At 46.4% G+C, this 19627-nt stretch carries 17 protein-coding genes; 9 read left to right on the top strand and 8 right to left on the bottom strand.

All coding sequences use genetic code 11. The annotated features are described in order from the left end of the window. Positions 1-56 precede the first annotated feature (56 nt). Entirely contained in the window at positions 57-1025 is a 969-nt protein-coding gene (locus L1D15_RS15965; protein WP_239876409.1) for a TDT family transporter, read from the bottom strand. Positions 1026-1132: 107 nt separating this feature from the next. Between L1D15_RS15965 and L1D15_RS15960 the strand changes: the two genes are divergently transcribed. The 4 genes from L1D15_RS15960 to ppk2 all read left to right on the top strand — a co-directional run bounded on the left by L1D15_RS15960 (position 1133) and on the right by ppk2 (position 4257). Then, positions 1133-2047 carry a LysR substrate-binding domain-containing protein gene (locus tag L1D15_RS15960; protein WP_239867278.1) on the top strand — a complete coding sequence of 305 codons (915 nt, stop codon included), beginning with the start codon at positions 1133-1135 and terminating at the stop codon, positions 2045-2047. 171 nt (positions 2048-2218) lie between these two features. Beyond that, positions 2219-2524 carry a YebG family protein gene (locus tag L1D15_RS15955; RefSeq protein WP_239876408.1) on the top strand — a complete coding sequence of 102 codons (306 nt, stop codon included), beginning with the start codon at positions 2219-2221 and terminating at the stop codon, positions 2522-2524. 143 nt (positions 2525-2667) lie between these two features. Next, complete coding sequence (locus tag L1D15_RS15950) at positions 2668-3417, top strand: copper homeostasis protein CutC (protein WP_239876407.1); 750 nt, start codon at positions 2668-2670, stop codon at positions 3415-3417. Between the two features lie 57 nt (positions 3418-3474). Beyond that, positions 3475-4257 carry a polyphosphate kinase 2 gene (gene ppk2 / locus L1D15_RS15945; protein ID WP_239837447.1) on the top strand — a complete coding sequence of 261 codons (783 nt, stop codon included), beginning with the start codon at positions 3475-3477 and terminating at the stop codon, positions 4255-4257. Positions 4258-4290: 33 nt separating this feature from the next. On the opposite strand, the gene phoU is transcribed toward ppk2, so the two are convergent. Genes phoU through L1D15_RS15925 form a run of 4 tightly spaced genes read right to left on the bottom strand, consistent with a single transcriptional unit; the run spans position 4291 to position 9695 of the window. Next, positions 4291-4989: a phosphate signaling complex protein PhoU gene (gene phoU / locus L1D15_RS15940; RefSeq protein ID WP_045976565.1), complete on the bottom strand. Its 699-nt coding sequence runs from the start codon at positions 4987-4989 to the stop codon at positions 4291-4293. A 21-nt stretch (positions 4990-5010) separates the two neighbouring features. Further along, positions 5011-5829 (bottom strand): phosphate ABC transporter ATP-binding protein PstB, encoded by an 819-nt coding sequence (gene pstB / locus L1D15_RS15935; protein WP_239837446.1) that lies wholly within the window; start codon positions 5827-5829, stop codon positions 5011-5013. Between the two features lie 3 nt (positions 5830-5832). Further along, a complete protein-coding gene (pstA, locus tag L1D15_RS15930; protein ID WP_239876406.1) occupies positions 5833-7479 on the bottom strand; it encodes a phosphate ABC transporter permease PstA in 1647 nt (548 codons plus the stop codon). Between the two features lie 26 nt (positions 7480-7505). Beyond that, positions 7506-9695 carry an ABC transporter permease subunit gene (locus L1D15_RS15925; protein WP_239876405.1) on the bottom strand — a complete coding sequence of 730 codons (2190 nt, stop codon included), beginning with the start codon at positions 9693-9695 and terminating at the stop codon, positions 7506-7508. A gap of 195 nt (positions 9696-9890) precedes the next feature. Between L1D15_RS15925 and ppk1 the strand changes: the two genes are divergently transcribed. Both ppk1 and ppx read left to right on the top strand, forming a co-directional pair. Further along, a complete protein-coding gene (gene ppk1, locus L1D15_RS15920; RefSeq protein ID WP_239837443.1) occupies positions 9891-12002 on the top strand; it encodes a polyphosphate kinase 1 in 2112 nt (703 codons plus the stop codon). Continuing rightward, a complete protein-coding gene (gene ppx, locus L1D15_RS15915; protein ID WP_239876404.1) occupies positions 11977-13476 on the top strand; it encodes an exopolyphosphatase in 1500 nt (499 codons plus the stop codon). The genes ppk1 and ppx overlap by 26 nt, the downstream gene beginning before the upstream one ends. A 60-nt stretch (positions 13477-13536) precedes the next feature. Here the strand turns inward: ppx and L1D15_RS15910 are convergent, their stop codons facing one another. Genes L1D15_RS15910 through phoB form a run of 3 tightly spaced genes read right to left on the bottom strand, consistent with a single transcriptional unit; the run spans position 13537 to position 16510 of the window. Next, on the bottom strand, positions 13537-14496 hold the full coding sequence (locus L1D15_RS15910; protein ID WP_239876403.1) for a phosphate ABC transporter substrate-binding protein PstS family protein: 960 nt from the start codon (positions 14494-14496) through the stop codon (positions 13537-13539). Further along, positions 14496-15794 (bottom strand): phosphate regulon sensor histidine kinase PhoR, encoded by a 1299-nt coding sequence (gene phoR, locus L1D15_RS15905; protein ID WP_006959747.1) that lies wholly within the window; start codon positions 15792-15794, stop codon positions 14496-14498. Before phoR ends, L1D15_RS15910 begins: the two co-directional genes overlap by 1 nt. Positions 15795-15820: 26 nt before the next feature. Beyond that, entirely contained in the window at positions 15821-16510 is a 690-nt protein-coding gene (gene phoB, locus L1D15_RS15900) for a phosphate regulon transcriptional regulator PhoB (protein WP_006959748.1), read from the bottom strand. A 207-nt stretch (positions 16511-16717) separates the two neighbouring features. On the opposite strand from phoB, the gene rdgC reads away from it, so the two are divergent. The 3 genes from rdgC (at position 16718) to L1D15_RS15885 (ending at position 19453) form a co-directional block, all read left to right on the top strand. Then, positions 16718-17632 carry a recombination-associated protein RdgC gene (rdgC, locus tag L1D15_RS15895; protein WP_239876402.1) on the top strand — a complete coding sequence of 305 codons (915 nt, stop codon included), beginning with the start codon at positions 16718-16720 and terminating at the stop codon, positions 17630-17632. 163 nt (positions 17633-17795) lie between these two features. Further along, positions 17796-19196 (top strand): tRNA 5-hydroxyuridine modification protein YegQ, encoded by a 1401-nt coding sequence (gene yegQ / locus L1D15_RS15890; RefSeq protein ID WP_239876401.1) that lies wholly within the window; start codon positions 17796-17798, stop codon positions 19194-19196. Positions 19197-19198: 2 nt separating this feature from the next. Further along, complete coding sequence (locus L1D15_RS15885) at positions 19199-19453, top strand: YfhL family 4Fe-4S dicluster ferredoxin (protein WP_006959752.1); 255 nt, start codon at positions 19199-19201, stop codon at positions 19451-19453. The last annotated feature ends 174 nt before the right edge of the window (positions 19454-19627 follow it).

Raw genomic sequence — 19627 nt, 5'->3', positions numbered from 1 at the left:
TTAGCATAAGTGCATCACTTTCTTGATCATTATACGCCTATCAATGCATCAAAAGGCTACGCATTACGCACTATGACTTTGTGAGGCTGATAGAAACTGAAGTAACGCCATGCGACATATCCCACAACCCCGGTCGCGACTATCAGCTCAAAGCTCGCTAACATTTGCACTTGATCGACATAATGAGCCTCAACACCGATCTGTTGCATCCATCCTGCCAACTTAAATAATGCTGTTGAACCAATGACCATTGGGAAAGTAAACGCGGCGTAACCTGGACTAAACGGTAGCCGTAATAGTCTGAAAAACGAGAGATAAATGATCGCAGTCATCAAAACACCGATGCCAAACAACAAGCCAACAATCACAGGCGAGGGCTGCGCTGACACCGTCAGATAACCAGCTAAGGATAAACTCGCGGGGGCCGCCATAATCGCCAAGGTTGGTTTCGCCGCATCAGGCACCTGGCGGGTAAACATAAAACGATAAAGCATCATTGGTAGCATAATGGCATACGCCAGCATGCCAAAAACTAATGCGCCATGTGCTATCATCGCAAGATCCGGATTACCCGAAAACGACACATCCGCGACAATAATCCCCACTGGCGGCACAAACCAGCTTGGTACCATATGATGAAGTTCAAATTCCTGAGCGCGGTGATAAACAAAGCTAACAAGAAAAATAATATGCAGCCCGACCGCCCCTAACCAAAGCGCATCTCCCATCACTGGGGAAAAATGGCCGAGTGAGTGAGACACCACCATGGTGCCCATTGCAAATGTCGGAACCACACTGCCCACCACAGGATGGGCCAGATCTTGACTCAATAGATGTCGATGAAATAAAAACTTTACTGCCAAAACGATAAGCAACACACTGGCTAGCGCAGCTCCAGCCCATTGGCCGTAACCATGCAAAGGCGCAAAGTTTTCCCAACACCAGCCTAAACTGGCAATCCCCAGCGCTAATCCTGCCATAGGTGTCGGTGCACCCATCACTTTTGCTTTTGTCGCTTGAATCATGATTGCCTCACACTCTTTCTTTTGCAGAGGCAATATTACGCTTGCTAAACGTTCGGATATATCTAATTATTTAAAACACTTGTTCAGAATAGTTAAACGTTATAATTATGGCTGCCAATATTTCTCTCAAACAGTTAAAAGTGTTCATTGCCATTACTCAGCACGACACGTTGACTGCCGCTTCGGAAGCACTGTTCTTATCCAAAGCCGCGGTTAGCATGGCGTTGTCAGAACTTGAGAGACAGCTTGGTAACTCTTTATTTGATCGAGTTAACAACCGCCTTATTCTCAACCAAGAGGGGCAAAAACTGCTGCCGTTGGCAGATGAACTACTGCATAGAGCTCAAGATATCGACCAACTGTTTGACGGAGACCAACCCCTCAGGGGGCTACTCAGAATCGGTGCTAGTGATACGATCGGTAATCAAGTCGCACCTTACATGCTCAGTAAATTTCGCCAGCAAACCAGTCATAAAGCTCAGAGTTTATTCATTGCGAACTCTGCGTTGATCTGCGAGAAACTGGTCGACTATGAACTCGATCTGGCAATGATTGAGGGGAAAACCTTACACCCTCAGCTAATTTCTACTCAGTTTGGCCAAGATGAAATGTGTGTCATCTGCGCACCGAATTCACCATTTGCTAAGTCACCTCAGCACCCAATTGGTCAACTCGAAAATAGCGAATGGATTCTACGCGAGCCCGGTTCAGGCTCACGTGAGTTTTTCTTACGTGTGATTGCACCACGCCTTGAGCACTGGCAAGAAGCGTTTCAACTCAACACCACTGAAGCACTAATCAATAGTGTTTCCGCTGGCCTTGGGCTCGGCTGTTTATCTCGCCTATCAGCAGAGCCAGCGATCCGAGATGGTCGAGTCATCGAACTGACTTTGCCTCTAGATATGAAAAGGCGTTTCTGGTTACTAGTGCACAAGGAAAAATATCAGAGCCCATTACTCAAGTCTTTCATCAACTTCTGCCATAACTGGCAATACAAAGAACAGACATCAGGCAAAGGCTAATAACCTGAAAAATCAAGTAAAGATTGCTTAGATAATCAACCATTGCTCACTCTATCAGCTAACACACTTTCCAGCTCTCAGAGTTGGGCTGGCTATCTGGACTTAATTGCTCAAAAGCTGTATAAACAGACAGTAATACATTTCATTAATTTTTGAGTTAGAGGACCAACCATGGCTGTAATCGTCAAGTACGTGGTAGAACGCAACGGAGAAGAGAAAATGACTTTTACCTCTAAAGCGGAAGCTGACGCCTATGATAAAATGCTTGATATGGCTGATGAGCTTTATGAGCTGCTAGGTAAAAGTGAGTTGCTGGAAGATGAAGGCAAGCAAGAAGACTTGGCTATGTTCCTGGCACAAAACAAAGAAGAAGTGCTTTTCGCTTTGGGAGCTAAACGCAAACCAGCACCAAAGAAAAAGAAAATTGAAGCGGTTGAAGACGCTGAAGAAGATTCTGCTCAAGAAGACGCAGCATAACAACACGTTAAAAGATATATGAAACCTCAGCCATTGCTGAGGTTTTTTGTTTTAGAGGAAACAAATCGCCCCACATTTACCCTAATTCTCTACTCATCTCTGAGTTACTATTTCTACTGTCTAGCCGCCATGAGAAAATTGAGATGAATTATATTGTCGAAGTATGTATCGATAACATTGAATCCCTTCACCGTGCGATTGAAGGAGGAGCAAACCGCATTGAACTTTGTTCATCACTAGCGCTAGGTGGCCTTACACCAAGCTTTGGTTTGATGAAACAAGCGGGCAAATTCTCATCCATACCTGTGTATGCCATGATTCGTCCTCGTCAGGGCGACTTTCTCTATACTGATGAAGAGATCGAAAGCATGCTGATTGATATCGAAGCGGCGGCAGCGGCTAAGTTACAAGGTGTCGTCATTGGCACTTTGAATGCGGATGGCTATATCGATATGACCAAGGCGACACGGCTGGTCAACAAAGCCAAATCGCTCAACCTAGGTGTCACTTTCCATCGCGCGATTGATCAATGCGCAGATTATCAAAGATCTATTGAAGATATTGCTAAACTTGGTTGCGAACGTGTTCTCACATCTGGGCTTGCCACTAATGTAGAACAAGGCATCGATATTCTTCGTCATATGGTAGAACTGGCTAACGATCGTTTCTCAATTATGGCAGGCGCTGGCTTAAATGCAGAAAATGTCTGCAAGATCGTTTCTGAATCTGCTGTTCAGGAAGTGCATTTATCGGGAAAATCCACACGGCCAAGCAAAATGAAGCTCATCGCGGAGCAAGCCAAAATGGGCAATCAGAATATTGATGACTTTGTTGTTCCGGTCACGGATCCACAAGCGATTGAAAAGGTAGTAAAAGCTCTCACTTCTTCGTGATACTTCTCTCAAGCTTGGCTTTGAAATGCTAACCTTTTGATAGCAAAAGGAGGGTCTATGAGTAAAGGCAAACTGAATAAGAAGTTTTATGAAAAGGAACTTGCACGGCTACAGATTGAACTAGTCAAGCTACAACAGTGGGTTAAGCAAGAAGGCCTTAAGGTCGTTGTTATCTTTGAAGGCCGTGATGCTGCCGGAAAAGGTGGTGTGATTAAACGCATCACAGAAAAGCTCAATCCTCGTATCTGTCGCATTGCCGCTCTTCCCGCCCCAACAGAGAAAGAAAAGACCCAATGGTACTTCCAGCGTTACGTTGCACACCTACCTGCCGCTGGTGAAATCGTGCTTTTCGACCGTAGTTGGTATAACCGAGCTGGGGTCGAGAAAGTCATGAACTTCTGCACCCAAGAAGAGTATGATGAATTTCTGCGATCTTGCCCTGAATTTGAGCGTATGTTGCAGCGTTCTGGAATCATCTTGCTTAAATATTGGTTTTCTGTCTCTGATGAAGAGCAAGAAAAGCGCTTCCTAGAGCGAATCAATACACCAATTAAACGTTGGAAGTTTAGCCCAATGGATTTGGAATCACGCAATCGCTGGGCGGAATATTCTGAAGCGAAAGATAAAATGTTTGCCTACACAGACACCAAACAGTGCCCATGGTGGGTCGTGCCCTCAGATGACAAAAAACGCGCCCGCTTAAACTGTATCAGTCACTTACTCGAGCAAATTGATTATCAGGAAATTACTTATCCAGAGATATCGCTGCCTGAACTGAGCAAAGAAGGCTACATCCGAGCTCCAATTGAAGAACAAACGTTTGTCCCTGACAAATACTAAAACCCGCCCAGTAATCTACGCATCACCACAGATTTAACGCAGCGCATCATCTATGCTTTGTTCGCCCAAGTGGCGAACATCTTTGCCTTTAACAAAGTAGATGATGTATTCACAGATATTTTGGCAGCGATCCCCTACTCGCTCAATCGCTCGAGCAGACCACATCACTTGCAGGATATGGGGAATGTTCTTCGGGTCTTCCATCATGTAGGTCATCAACTGGCGGATCACCGCTTCGTATTCTGCATCAATTTTGTCATCCAGCTTGTATACTTCCGCCGCTGAATCGACATCCATACGTGCAAACGCATCTAAAACCTGATGCAACATACCGATTGCCTGACGACAAAGTGGTTCAAGAGAGACTTGGAACATCTGCTCTTTGGATGATGGGCTTTCAATCGCCACATAAGCCATTTTGGTGGCGACATCTCCAATGCGCTCAAGGTCAGTGATGGTCTTGATGATCGCCATGATCAAGCGTAAGTCTTTCGCAGTTGGCTGACGTTTAGCAATGATTCTCGTACAAGCTTCATCGATAGAGACTTCCATCGCATTCACTTTGTGATCGTCACGCACGACTTTACGCGCTAGCTCAATGTCCTCTTTGTGCAGTGCCTGCATAGCAAAAGATAACTGCTGCTCAACCAAGCCTCCCATCGTCAGCACGTGGGTTCGGATGGATTCTAATTCGACATTAAACTGTCCTGATATGTGACGTCCAAAGTTCATGAAATATCTGTATCTCCCTTATTAGCCGTATCTACCTGTGATGTAGTCTTCCGTTTGTTTTTTCATTGGCGAAGTGAAAATCGAATCCGTATCTGAGTATTCGATCAACTTACCCATATGGATAAATGCCGTGTGATCGCTGACCCGTGCAGCCTGCTGCATGTTATGAGTAACAATAACTACAGTATATTTGGTTTTAAGATCATTGATCAGTTCTTCAATGGTCAGAGTGGAAATCGGGTCTAGTGCCGAGGTCGGTTCATCAAGAAGTAATACTTCAGGTTCAATCGCAATCGCACGAGCAATGACCAAACGCTGCTGCTGACCACCAGACAAACCAAACGCATTCTCATGTAGCCTGTCTTTCACCTCTTCCCATAGCGCCGCGGCACGCAGTGAGTGCTCAACAGCATCATCAAGAACTCGGCTGTTGCGAATACCCTGCAAGCGCAGACCATATACGACGTTTTCATAAATTGATTTAGGGAAAGGATTCGGACGCTGAAACACCATCCCGACCCGGCGACGTAGTGTTGCTACATCAACCTGTGGGTGGTAGATATTTTTACTATGCAGTTTGACTTTCCCTTCCACGCGGCACCCTTCCACCAGGTCATTCATTCGGTTGATGCAACGTAAAAGCGTTGATTTACCACACCCTGAAGGCCCGATAAACGCCGTCACCTGACCTTTAGGAATGCGCATGGAAATATCGCTCAGTGCCTGAGTATTCTGGTAGAACAGGTTCAGATCTTCGATAGCAATCGCGGTCTGCTCTTCACTCAGGTTGTTCACGTCTAATGGCGCCTGATAGCCCAATGTCTGATTAACTGAAAACATCTCTTAATCTTGCCCCAGAGTTCGATATTTCTCGCGTAGGTTATTGCGAATACTGATCGCCGTCAGGTTCAGCCCGACGATGACACTCACCAGCAAGAACGACGTGGCGTAAACCAACGGCCTTGCACTTTCAATATTAGTGGTTTGGAAACCAACATCATAGATGTGGAAACCTAAATGCATGAATTTTCTATCCAGATGCAAAAATGGGAATTGGCTATCAACCGGCAAGCTAGATGCCAATTTGACTGACCCCACCAGCATCAAAGGCGCTACCTCGCCTGCAGCACGGGCAACGGCCAGAATCAGTCCGGTAATGATCGCTGGGCTTGCCATTGGCAATACAATTCGCCACATTGTTTCAAACTGAGTTGCTCCGAGCGCCAAAGAACCATGACGGACGGAACTTGGGATGCGGGTCAAACCTTCTTCGGTAGCCACAATTACAACGGGCAGTGTCAGCACCGCCAATGTCAGCGCTGACCAAAGTAAACCCGGCGTACCAAATGTCGGCGTTGGCAACTTCTCCTCATAAAACAAGGCATCAATTGACCCGCCTAAGGTATAGACAAAAAAGCCTAAGCCAAACACACCGTAAACGATCGAAGGGACACCTGCGAGGTTAATAACCGCGACTCGAATCAAACGTGTAAAGGCATTACTTTTGGCATACTCATGGAGATAAATCGCCGCAATCACGCCCAGAGGCATAACGATAATCGACATGATCAGCACCAGTAAAACCGTACCAAACATGGCAGGGAATACACCGCCTTCAGAATTTGACTCTCGCGGATCGTCGGATAAGAACTTCCATGCTTGATGTGCCCACTGAGCGACTTTTTCTAGCAACGTCATTTGGTTTGGATACCAAACATCCAAAATTTGGCTGAGAGGGATTCGGTATTGATTGCCTTTCATATCTTCGACAATCAGGCCTTGCTGAGCCAATTCTAACCTCAGTGCATCCAGCTGTGATTCCATTTCCGCAAGTTGCTGGCTAAACATACTCGATTGAGCGTCGTAACGTTTGATGAATTCGGCATCTAAGCGACCATTCAGTTCACGTCTTTTCTTTTCTAAACGCAGCCTGTCAGCCTGAGCACTGATCACTTTGATCTGCTTCTCTACCAAACGGTCAATTTTAGTACGTTGCTTATCGGCAAATACCAGCGCGCTTTCAACATCGGTTTTAGCCTGCTCGCTTACCTTACCATCAGCAGTAAAATATCCTTTCGGTTGACCGTAAAAATCCCCACCTCGGGTCCGTTCAATCACTGCCCAACCTTCAGGTTTTGAACGTTCAAGCAAGTCGACTTCCAGAATAGAAACAAAGTCAGCAGGGTAAATATCACGATTGGCAATCTTAATACTCAGTCGCTGAACTAAGCCTTTCTCCTCGACTTCAGGAGTGAGCGCAATGTCCATTTCGCGTAAGTGGCTGATCGGCACATATTCTTCGGCGTAAAGCTGACCAATCAAGACATCACCCTGTTCGGTTTTCCACTGGTAAAGGGGGGCAGGCCAAAAATAGGACAAACCTTTCCAACCGATAAGCAGTAGCAAACCAAGCACCGACAGCAAACTAATGCTGACTGCTCCGCCTGTTAGCCAGACCCATGGTGAACCGGACTTTAGCCACTTAAACACGCTCAATGTCCCTCGGATAACTTCGATTACAGCGCACGATATTTATCCCTTAACCTTTGACGAACCCATTCCGCGAGCGAGTTAACCGCGAAAGTAAACACCAGCAAAATCAGCGCCGCCAAAAATAGAATTCGATAATGAGAGCTGCCCACTTCCGACTCAGGCATTTCAACTGCGATAGTGGCAGACAGGGTGCGCATACCCTCTAGAATATTCCAATCCATGATTGGCGTATTACCTGTAGCCATCAGCACAATCATAGTCTCGCCTACGGCACGCCCCAACCCCATCATGATGGCAGAAAAGATACCTGGGCTTGCGGTGAGTAGCACAACATGAATCAGGGTTTGCCAGGGTGTCGCGCCTAAGGCCAAAGATCCATCAGACAGGTGCTTAGGTACCGAAAAAATCGCATCTTCCGCAATGGTGAAAATGGTTGGGATAACCGCAAATCCCATCGCAAACCCCACCACTAGAGCGTTGCGTTGATCAAAGCCAATTCCCTGCTCAGCCAAATATGCTCGAACATCGCCATTGAACAACCATTGTTCAATATTGCCACTCTGGCTCAGAATCACCGCTGTAAATACCACCATTGCAGGCATCAAAATCACCGCATGCAGGCCGTTCGGTAAACGACCACTCCACCGGCGAGGTAATTTGTGCCATATGGCACCGATGACGATGGTCGAAATGGGTAAAAATAACATCAAAGAAACCACTGCTGCCAAATGGCTTTCCACAAGTGGGGCGAACCATAACCCAGCGAGAAATCCGATAATCACAGTTGGTAATGCTTCCATCAGTTCGATTGAAGGTTTCACCACTCGTCGCATTGATGGCGTCATGAAATAGGCGGTGTAAATAGCGCCAAGAACCGCAATCGGCACGGCAAACATCATGGCAAACGCCGCCGCTTTTAGCGTACCAAACGCAATCGGTACAAGACTAAATTTGGCTTCGAACTGATCATTTGCCGATGTGGTTTGCCAAACAAATTCAGGTTCTGGGTAACTCTCATACCAAACTTTCTGCCAAAGCGACGACAAGGATATTTCTGGGAATGGATTATCCACATAAGCAACACTGAGCTGCGAGTCAGAGAGTGCCAACAAGTATTTTTCATTGTTAGACATTGCCGCCAGTTGCGGTGCTTTGTCGTAGGCACGTTTAAAAATTACCAGCTTTTCACTGGTCGTATAATGACTCTGTACCGTGCCATTAAGATAAAAGCTGTAAAAGCCTTTACGGTAAGTATCAGGCAGTAAGAATTGCAGCTGTGAAGCCAGTTTAAAGTCACGAATTTGAGTGAGGTTTCTTTGCCCATCACTCAACACATCAAACCACTGTGAGACTAGCCCATCGTGGTGACTGACCAATAAAGAGTAGGCTCCAGACAACAGCTTTATGTCCGTGACCGCATGCTTGCTCTCTCCTTGGCTCAAATCAACGACTTCACGGACAACAAAGTTCGCTAAGCCTTTTTGAGCAACCACCAGTTCAGATCCAGTTCTTAAATAAAGAGTCTTGCCATCAGGCGTGAGAATAATCTGTTCTAAGTCGGGAAAAGGGGTTGCAAACTCAAACTGCTGTAGAGCTTGTTTACCATCACGCCAGCGGATTTGGACAGTATCATCATCGTAATGGCCGACCAAGGTCACCTGTTCAGCTTTAGAAAATGCAAACGATGTTAGCTGTGAACCCGAGTCCGTCTGAAGGTCAAACTCCAATGGCCACTGATTCACTTCTGGGGAGAAAGTACGTTTATCACCTTGTAAAGAGCTCGACATCTCAGGTCGATACAACAGAACCTCACCTGCGGGTGTCGCAGCACCCAACCAGCCTTGAGCTGGACTGCCATTAGTATAAATCGTGTATTGTGAGCCGAGCTCTACCGACAAACTGGATTGTGGAGACTGGTGAGTCAACGACCAAAAATCGACATAACCAGCTTTTGAGACCACATAAGCGTGCTCACCATAGTCATCGATTCCAGCGGCCACTGGAGCGGCCGTCGTAATAGGTTGGATGGCAACATTGGGGGTTAACTTAGCATCAGAAAAAAGAGGCAGGACCATCATTGCTAGATAAACGAAGATCAATACCAGTGCAGCCAAAACACCGACACCACCTGTCGATACCGCTAGCCGAACTAAACGATCTTTGATTAGTCGCTTTCGATCACGTTCTCGCAATGAAAATTCGGCTTTAGCCATTTCTCTCACTTACCTGCATTTACCCAGATGTATAATATGTCGATTAGGTGACAATTATATTACAGATCGCAATAAACAACTGAAAATAATGCAATAAGAACATGCAATAAAAGTGTCATACAAACCCCTTAATTTCTAAACCAGTTCCATTTTTCCCAGTGCAATTTAGTTAGGTTCGTCAATAAAGGTCAGGGTATGAGTGCAGAAAAGCTTTACATTGAAAAAGAATTAAGTTGGTTGTCTTTCAATGAGCGAGTGCTCCAAGAGGCCGCAGATAAAACAGTGCCACTTATTGAAAGAATTCGATTTTTAGGCATTTTTTCCAACAACTTAGACGAGTTCTACAAAGTACGATTTTCCGATGTAAAACGTCGTATTCTCATCAACCAAGAGCGGGGAGGAAATGATAACTCCAAGCACTTACTGACCAAAATGCAAACCAAAGCACTCAGGCTCAATGAACGGTTTGATGAGCTATACGCAGAGCTGATCCGTGATATGGCGCGCCGGAGAATTTTTCTGGTGAATGAAACCCAACTCAATGAATCTCAGGAAAAGTGGATCAAAAAATACTTCCACAACCAAGTTTTACCACACGTCACACCTTTATTAATGAGAGACGACATTGATGTTCTGCAGTTTCTCAAAGATGAATACGCCTATATCGCAGTTGAGCTGCGAAAGCAGGATCAAAATCAATATGCACTGATCGAGATACCGACTGACCACTTACCTCGCTTCGTGATGGTACCAGAACAAAAAGGCAAGCGACGTAAGACCATTATTCTACTCGACAATATCATTCGTTATTGTCTTGATGAGTTATTCAGTGGTTTCTTCGATTACGACGAACTGAACGGTTACGCGATGAAAATGACTCGCGACGCGGAATATGATCTCAGTCATGAGGTGGAGCATAGCCTACTAGAACAAATGTCCGAGGGGGTGAGTCAGCGCCTGACCGCCATGCCTGTCCGTTTTGTTTATGAGCGTAACATGCCAGAAGAGATGCTGGCATTCCTATGTGACAAGCTGCAAATTTCCAACTATGACAGTCTGATTCCCGGTGGGCGCTACCATAACTTCAAAGACTTCATCGGTTTTCCAAATGTCGGCCGAGAATACTTGGAGAACAAACCTCTCCCCCCTATAAAGTGCGCTGACTTTGATGGCTACGCCAACAAATTTGATGCGATCAAGAACCAAGACATCCTACTTTATTACCCTTACCATACTTTTGAGCACATCACGGAGCTGGTTCGTCAGGCATCTTTTGACCCTAAAGTGCTGAGTATCAAAATCAATATCTACCGAGTGGCGAAAGACTCACGGTTAATGAATTCATTGATCGATGCCGTTCATAACGGCAAACAAGTTACGGTAGTGGTCGAATTACAAGCACGATTTGATGAAGAAGCCAACATCGAATGGTCAAAGGTGCTCACTGAAGCGGGGGTACAAGTCATCTTTGGCACTCCGGGGCTAAAGATCCACTCTAAGTTGCTGCTAATTAGCCGCCGAGAAGAAGAGGAAATCGTTCGTTACGCCCATATCGGGACTGGAAACTTCCACGAGAAAACAGCTCGTATTTACACCGACTTCTCTCTACTCACTGCAGATCCCGAAATCACTAATGAAGTGCGTAACGTCTTTGGGTACATCGAAAACCCATACCGACCAGCGAGATTTGAGCATCTAATGGTTTCACCGCGTAACTCGCGCAAACAACTCTATCGCCTGATAGATGGTGAAATTGCTAATGCGAAGTTGGGCAAAAAAGCCGCCATCACGCTAAAAGTAAACAATTTGGTCGATAAAGGACTTGTTAACAAGCTTTACGGTGCCAGTACTGCCGGAGTTGAGATCAAAATGATCATTCGTGGTATGTGTTCATTGGTCCCAGGTGTAGAGGGAGTGAGCGACAATATCCAGATCATCAGTATTGTTGATCGCTTCCTTGAGCACCCACGCGTCATCATTACTCATAATGATGGTGATCCTCAAGTGTACATTTCTTCAGCCGACTGGATGACACGTAACATCGATTATCGTATTGAAGTCACTGCTCCAGTCCGTGACCAACGTCTTAAACAGCGAATTATTGATATCATTAACATCCAGTTTACCGATACAGTAAAAGCCCGTTGGATAGACAAAGAAATGAGCAATACTTATGTTCCGCGAGGTAACCGCAAGAAAGTTCGCTCACAGGTTGCCATTTATGACTATCTTAAACATGTAGAAAAACAAACTAAGAAACGTAAAGAACTGTCCCTAACTCATGACTCAGTCTCCGGAAATTCGTGATGTTGCCGCGATTGATCTTGGCTCTAACAGCTTCCACATGGTGGTCGCACGCGTAGTAGATCAAGATTTGCAACTGGTCAGCCGCCATAAGCAGCGAGTACGTCTTGCTGCTGGTTTAGATGCTCAAAAGAACCTAGATAACGCCTCAATCGAACGAGGGTTAGAATGCTTAGCCATGTTTGCTGAGCGCCTACAAGGTTTTGAAGAAAGCAACGTTCGTATTGCGGCAACGCATACGCTACGTCAGGCAAACAATGCACATATTTTCCTTCAACGCGCGCGAGAAGTGTTGCCATTTCCGATTGAAATCATCCCCGGCGTCGAAGAAGCACGCCTAATTTACCTCGGAGTGGCACACACTCAACCAGAGTCAGACTCAAAATTAGTGGTCGATATTGGTGGTGGTAGTACTGAGATGATCATAGGCAAAGGTTTCGAAGCAGAACTGATCAACAGCAAACAAATGGGCTGCGTCAGCTTCACCAAGCTCTACTTTGCCAACGGTAAACTTTCACGCAAAAACTTTGCTAGTGCCACACTCGCCGCCGAACAGCGAATCGAGTCCATCGCACACCGCTATCGAAAGCAAGGTTGGGAAGTCGCATTCGGCTCTTCGGGGACCATCAAAGCTATTCGCGAAGTATTGCTGAGTATGGGGTTTGAAGATGGCATCATCACTGCAAAGCGTCTCGACAAGCTGATCGAGAAACTCTGCGAATGGTCCGTGATTGATGAAATCGAATTGAGTGGCTTAACTCCAGAGAGAAAACCGGTTTTCGCTGCTGGGGTAGCTATTCTGGCTGCCATATTCAAAGATCTTAAAATAGATGAAATGCATTTTTCAGAAGGTGCATTACGTGAGGGCCTGTTGTTTGAGATGGAAGACGGCTTTAAACGCTCTGACATTCGGATGAGAACCACAGAAAACTTGGCGAATAAGCATCTGGTTGATCTTGAGCATGCGGCTAAGATTAAACATCAAGCGCAATCTTTCCTACAACAAGTTCACCAACAACTTGGTATCAAAAAAAGCTCTGAGCTGTTTGATCTACTTGACTGGAGTGCGCTACTTCATGAAGTCGGACTCAGTATCAGTTTGCAGGCCTTTCATCGCCACTCTGCTTACATTCTGCGCCACACCTACATGCCTGGTTTTAACCGCGAGCAACAAACCGTACTCGCCATGTTGGTTCGCTTTCAACGTAAAGCACTAAAGCTGCACGAAATGGCAGAGTTCGCCTTATTTAAGAAAAAACACATCATAGGTCTGATTCGAATTCTGCGGCTAGCTATTTTACTCAATGGACAACGTAGCGAAGATGCCTTACCAGAATTAGCGCTGACCATTGATGGCGAGAAATGGACATTGAACTCAGATGACGCACAGTGGTTAGAGAACAATAAATTACTTCATGCTGATTTGATCACTGAGCAAGAGTACTGGTTGGCGGCAGGCTGGGAGCTTAGCTTTTAGCTATGACTCCCGCTAGCAATGAGATAACTATTGGGGCATTCTCAGTTTATCAACATCGACTCAGTCGACGATACCAACCTTGGCTAACTCTTGACGCGCAATGTCGGCGGACATAGGTACATAACCATCTTTCTCAACTAGCTTTTGTCCTTGCTGAGAATAGATAAAGCGAATAAATTCTCTCTCGATTGGAGGAAGGGGCTTATGCGGATTCTTATTCACATAAACGTAAAGGTAGCGTGATAGTGGGTACTTACCTGTAAGAATGTTTTCTTGACTGGCTTCCACATACTTTTCGCCTTGTTTAGCAATAGGCAGCAGTTTCACACCAGAGACCTGGTAGCCAACACCTGAGTACCCAATGGTGTTAATTGCCGACGCTACAGACTGAACGACGGACGCCGAACCCGGCTGTTCATTGACATTACTTTTAAAGTCCCCACCACACAGCGCATTATTCTTAAAGTATCCGTAAGTCCCCGAGACCGAGTTACGACCAAATAGCTGTATACTGCGTTTAGCCCAGTGATAATCGAGCCCTAAATCCGCCCAAGTCAGTACAGGCTGGGTGCTACCGCAACGCAGAGTGGCAGAAAAAATAGCATCAAGTTGGGTGAAGTTGAGCCCTTTAAGTGGGTTATCACGGTGGACAAAGATACCGATCGCGTCAATCGCAATACGTAGCTCAGTGGGTTTGTAGCCATGTTCACGCTCAAAGGCTTCAATTTCCCGATTTCGCATCGGTCGACTCATTGGGCCAAATTGCGCGGTACCTTCGGTTAACGCTGGAGGAGCCGTTGAAGAGCCAGAGGCTTGTACCTGACCATTCACGCTCGGGTAAAGCTGCTTAAACTCTTCTACCCACAAGGTTGTCATGCCGGCTAATGTGTCAGAACCAACACTGGTTAAACTGCCAGTAATACCGGGCACTTTTTGATATTCAGATAGGCTCGTTGAAGCCGCTTGGACACCAAAGGAGAAGCTGGCAGAAATAATAAGAGTAGTGAGCGCTAACTTCATTAATTCACCACCAAACGAGGTGGTAGCACGAATGAGAATTTACTGCCGACACCCACTTCGGATTGTATTTCTAGATGCGAGTCGTGATGCGTCAACGCATGTTTGACGATCGCTAAACCAAGTCCACTGCCACCAGTATCTCTTGAACGCGCTTTATCCACTCGATAGAAACGCTCAGTGAGTCGGTGTAAATGTTGAGGTTCAATGCCTTCCCCACCATCTTCCACCTCTAAACATGCGCCTTGCGCAGTCTGATACCAACGAACTCGGACATCGGCTCCTGCTGGTGTGTATTTCACTGCGTTATAGACCAAGTTTGAAATGGCACTGCGTAGTTGGTCTTCATCACCAAGTACACGCAGGCTGTTATCAATATCAAAGTTCAGCTTATGCTGCTGATCGCCACTCAAACTCGCCGCTTCTTTCTCCAACACATCTAGCATTGCTGGGACATTCACTACGTCTTCCAGTTCATGCATTGGCGCCGCTTCAATCTTAGATAATGTGAGCAGTTGATTAACCAAGCTGTTCATACGATTGAGCTGCTCAGTCATTACGCCATGGGCTTTAGTCCACATAGGGCCGACAACCATATCCGGGTCTTCGGTCATTTCAAGATAGCCTTGCAACACCGTCATTGGTGTGCGCAGCTCGTGCGAAACATTGGCAAAGAAATTACGACGCATGCCTTCCAACTGCTTAAGCTGAGACACATCACGCACCACCATCAGATGCTCACCTTCGGTATACGGTACAATACGCAGCTCAAGCATACGCTCGACATTAAGTGGCGAACGCATCTCAAGCGGCTCGGAGAAATCTTGTTTATTAAGATACTTGATGAAATCTGGCGTGCGGATAAGGTTGGAAATTGGCTGACCTGAATCGTCCGGCCAACGGAAGCCGAGTAAGTGTTGGGCGAGCTTGTTGCACCAAACAATGTTGCCTTCACTACGGAACACAACAACCGCATCCGGTAAGGATTCAGCACCATTGCGGAACCGGCGAATCAGATTGGTCAGCTCTTTGCGCTTTTTGCGCTGGCGCTGCTGCAAGCGGTAGATACCGTTAAATAACGACTCCCAGTTACCGCTTCCCGATGGTGGTGTCAGGCGCTTTTCATCCCACAACCACGCCGACAGGCGCATCTGATTATGCAGATGCCATACAAGCTGCAAAACCGTGGCCGCTAGAAGCAACCACGGCATATGACCGAAAATCCATCCGACAATCACCCAAGGGGTGTAAAAAAAAGCCAGCTCCCAGGCTAGCTTTTTCCAAGTTAACCGCTCTACCACTTACCTCTCCAGATGGTTAATTTAAATTATGCCTTGGTTGAGAAACGGTAACCTGCACCACGTACCGTCTGAATCAGCTTGTCATGGCCTGCCGCTTCTAATGCTTTGCGCAGACGACGAATGTGTACATCTACAGTACGGTCTTCAACATACACGTTGGTTCCCCATACGTTGTTCAGCAGTTGCTCTCGGCTGTAAACGCGCTCTTGGTGCGTCATAAAGAAGTGCAGCATCTTGAACTCAGTTGGACCCATATCCAGTGGCTGATCGTTCGCGGTTACGCGGTGCGAAACAGGATCCAGCTTCAAGCCCTGCACATCAATCACATCTTCAAGTGCCGTTGGCGTCACACGGCGAATTACCGCTTTAAGACGCGCCACCAACTCTTTTGGCGAGAATGGCTTAGTAATGTAGTCATCTGCGCCGACTTCCAGACCACGAACCTTGTCTTCTTCTTCACCACGTGCTGTTAACATCACAACTGGAATGTTGCGTGTCAGCTCTTCACGTTTCATGTGTTTGATGAAGTTGATGCCGCTGCCACCAGGTAGCATCCAATCTAGTAGGACTAGATCTGGGAAGGGTTCAGCTAGCTTAGTCACCGCACTATCGTAGTCTTCAGCTTCGACCGCTTGGTAACCTTTTTGCTCAAGAACAAAGCAAAGCATTTCACGAATTGGTGCTTCGTCTTCAACAACCAGAATCCTTCTAGACATAATTGAATAACCTTTGAGTTAGTTGAATTTAATCGGGCATTTACCCTTTGCAACGATAGGCATTATTACCATCAATTATGACACTTTTGTGACCTTTGAAAACAAATTTTCATATAACTTTCATCCCACTATTGCGCTGTTGCAATAGGACAAGCACGGCAAAAGTCTTTATGATTGGCCCCTTAACTTCAGGTATAGAGAAAGTGTATGTGGTTTAAAAACTGTCTGGTTTACCGTTTTAACCGAGATATTGAATTCAAAGCAGACGAGCTGGAAAAGCAGCTTGAAGAGTTTCGTTTTACGCCTTGTGGCAGTCAGGACAAACAAAAGTTTGGCTGGGTGACAGCAATGGGTAAACATGGCGACATGATGACTCACGTGTCTGAAAACCGCATTCTGATCTGCGCGAAGAAAGAAGAGAAAATGCTGCCAGCGTCTGTGATCAAAGAATCACTCAATGCAAAAGTTGAGGCGATGGAAGCACAAGAAGGCCGACCTCTGAAGAAAAAAGAGAAAGACAACCTCAAAGATGACATTGTCATGGATTTGCTACCGCGCGCATTCAGCCGCAGCAACCATACCTTTGTTGTTATTCTGCCTAAAGAAGGCTTTATTCTGGTCGATGCCAGCAGCTATAAAAAAGCGGAAGATGTGCTCGCCCTTCTACGTAAAACCATGGGCAGCCTACCTGTCGTGCCAGCCATTCCAGAAAAAGCCGTTGAAACCACATTAACTGAATGGGTCAAAACAGGCGACACTCCGGTTGGGCTACAGATGTTGGACGAAGCTGAGCTTAAGTCGGTTCTCGAAGAAGGCGGCGTGATCCGCTGTAAGAAACAAGAACTGACGGCAGACGAAATTCGCAGCCACATCGATGCCGATAAGGTAGTGACTAAACTGGCTCTTTGGTGGCAAGAGCGTATTGAGTTCATTCTGGCAGAAGATGGCAGTATCAAGCGCCTTAAATTCTCTGATGAACTGAAAGATCAGAATGATGATATTCCTCGTGAAGATCAGGCTGCACGATTTGACGCTGACTTCTCACTCATGTGCGGCGAGTTAAGCGCCTTCCTGCCGAACTTATACGAGTGTTTAGGCGGATTACCTCACCCTAACGCTTAACCTCCTCTCTAGGTGCTCGACGTGTTCGAGCGCCTATCTGTAATCTCCTCAACTAAGTTATGGACTTTTTTCTAGTCACAGGTCACGTTTTGGCGTAAAATTTGCGCCCCAATTCCATAAGGTGGAATGGACCTGACTTGAGATCAGACTAAGAGAATTACACATGACTACTGAGAAAGCATTCGTACCTGAGCTACTGTCACCAGCGGGTAGCCTGAAAAATATGCGTTACGCCTTTGCCTATGGTGCAGACGCGGTATACGCAGGCCAGCCTCGTTACAGTCTTCGCGTACGTAACAACGAGTTCAACCACGAGAACCTAAAAATTGGTATCGACGAAGCGCACGCCCAAGGCAAGAAGCTTTATGTGGTATGTAACATCCAACCTCACAACTCCAAGCTAAAAACCTTCATCCGTGACCTAAAGCCTGTGGTTGAAATGGGCCCTGATGCGCTCATCATGTCGGATCCAGGTCTGATTATGATGGTTCGTGAAGCATTCCCAGAGATGCCAATTCACCTGTCAGTTCAAGCCAACGCCGTCAACTGGGCAACAGTTAAATTCTGGGCAGCCAATGGCGTTGAACGTGTGATTGTTTCTCGTGAGCTTTCTCTGGAAGAGATCGAAGAAATTCGCGAGCACTGTCCTGAAACCGAACTTGAAGTGTTCGTTCACGGTGCTCTATGTATGGCTTACTCTGGTCGTTGTCTCCTATCTGGATACATCAACAAGCGTGACCCTAACCAAGGTACATGCACCAATGCATGTCGTTGGGAATACAACGTCGAAAAAGGCAAAGAGAACGATTCTGGCGATATCGTTGAAGCCTTCGATCCTAACGAAGCGCAAGCCGTTGAAGTGCAAGATGAGCGCCCTGATGCAACACTTGGTCTAGGTAAGCCAACTGATGAAGTGGTATTGCTTTCTGAAAGCCACCGCCCAGAAGAAAAGATGGCAGCTTTCGAAGATGAGCACGGCACTTACATCATGAACTCGAAAGATCTGCGCGCCATTCAGCATGTTGAGCGTCTGACTAAAATGGGTGTCCACTCACTCAAGATTGAAGGTCGTACTAAGTCATTCTACTACTGTGCACGTACCGCTCAGGTTTATCGTAAAGCGATCGACGATGCAGTCGCGGGCAAGCCATTCGATGAAAGCCTGATGACCACACTTGAGAGCCTGGCTCACCGTGGCTATACAGAGGGCTTCCTACGCCGTCATACGCACGACACTTACCAAAATTACGACTACGGGTATTCCGTATCTGATGCTCAGCAATTTGTCGGTGAGTTCACGGGTAAGCGCCGCGGTGACCTGGCTGAAGTTGAAGTGAAGAACAAATTCGTGGTAGGTGACAGTCTTGAGCTTATGACACCAAAAGGCAACGTTGTCTTTACTCTAGAAGCGATGGAAAACCGTAAATCACAACCCGTTGATGACGCAAAAGGAAACGGCCACTTTGTTTTCATTCCTGTACCTCAGGACATGGACTTAGAATACGGTCTGTTAATGCGCAATCTTAATAATGGTCAGGATACCCGTAACCCAACAGGTAAGTAACCATGGCGTTGTTGATCACGGATAAGTGCATTAACTGTGATATGTGTGACCCAGAGTGCCCAAACGGCGCGATTACCATGGGTGATACTATCTTTGAGATCGACCCCGATCTTTGCACTGAGTGTAAAGGCCACTATGAGAAGCCGACCTGTCAGTCGGTGTGCCCGATCACCAAGTGCATCATCACTGACCCAAATCATGTCGAGACTGAAGAAGAGTTGTTAGAAAAGTTCGTCATCATCCAAGGGTTAGCCTAAACAGAAAATGCCGCTCCAATGAGCGCAACGTAGTTCACTTAAGAGGAGCTGCGTAGCGATTAACAGGGTATCGGGTCTTTGATATTTTTACCGCCCTAGGCCGATTTGGCTTAGGGCGTTTGTCTATAAAGAGGATAGATAAATCTCCTCGAAGGGAAGGCTCTTTAAGCGTTT

Origin of the sequence: Vibrio sp. Isolate25 (assembly GCF_022398025.1) — a bacterium.
In the GTDB taxonomy this organism is placed as follows: Bacteria; Pseudomonadota; Gammaproteobacteria; order Enterobacterales; family Vibrionaceae; genus Vibrio; species Vibrio coralliilyticus_A.
The sequence above is the reverse complement of the archived record's forward strand: the minus strand, read 5'-3'. Positions and strand labels throughout refer to the sequence as shown.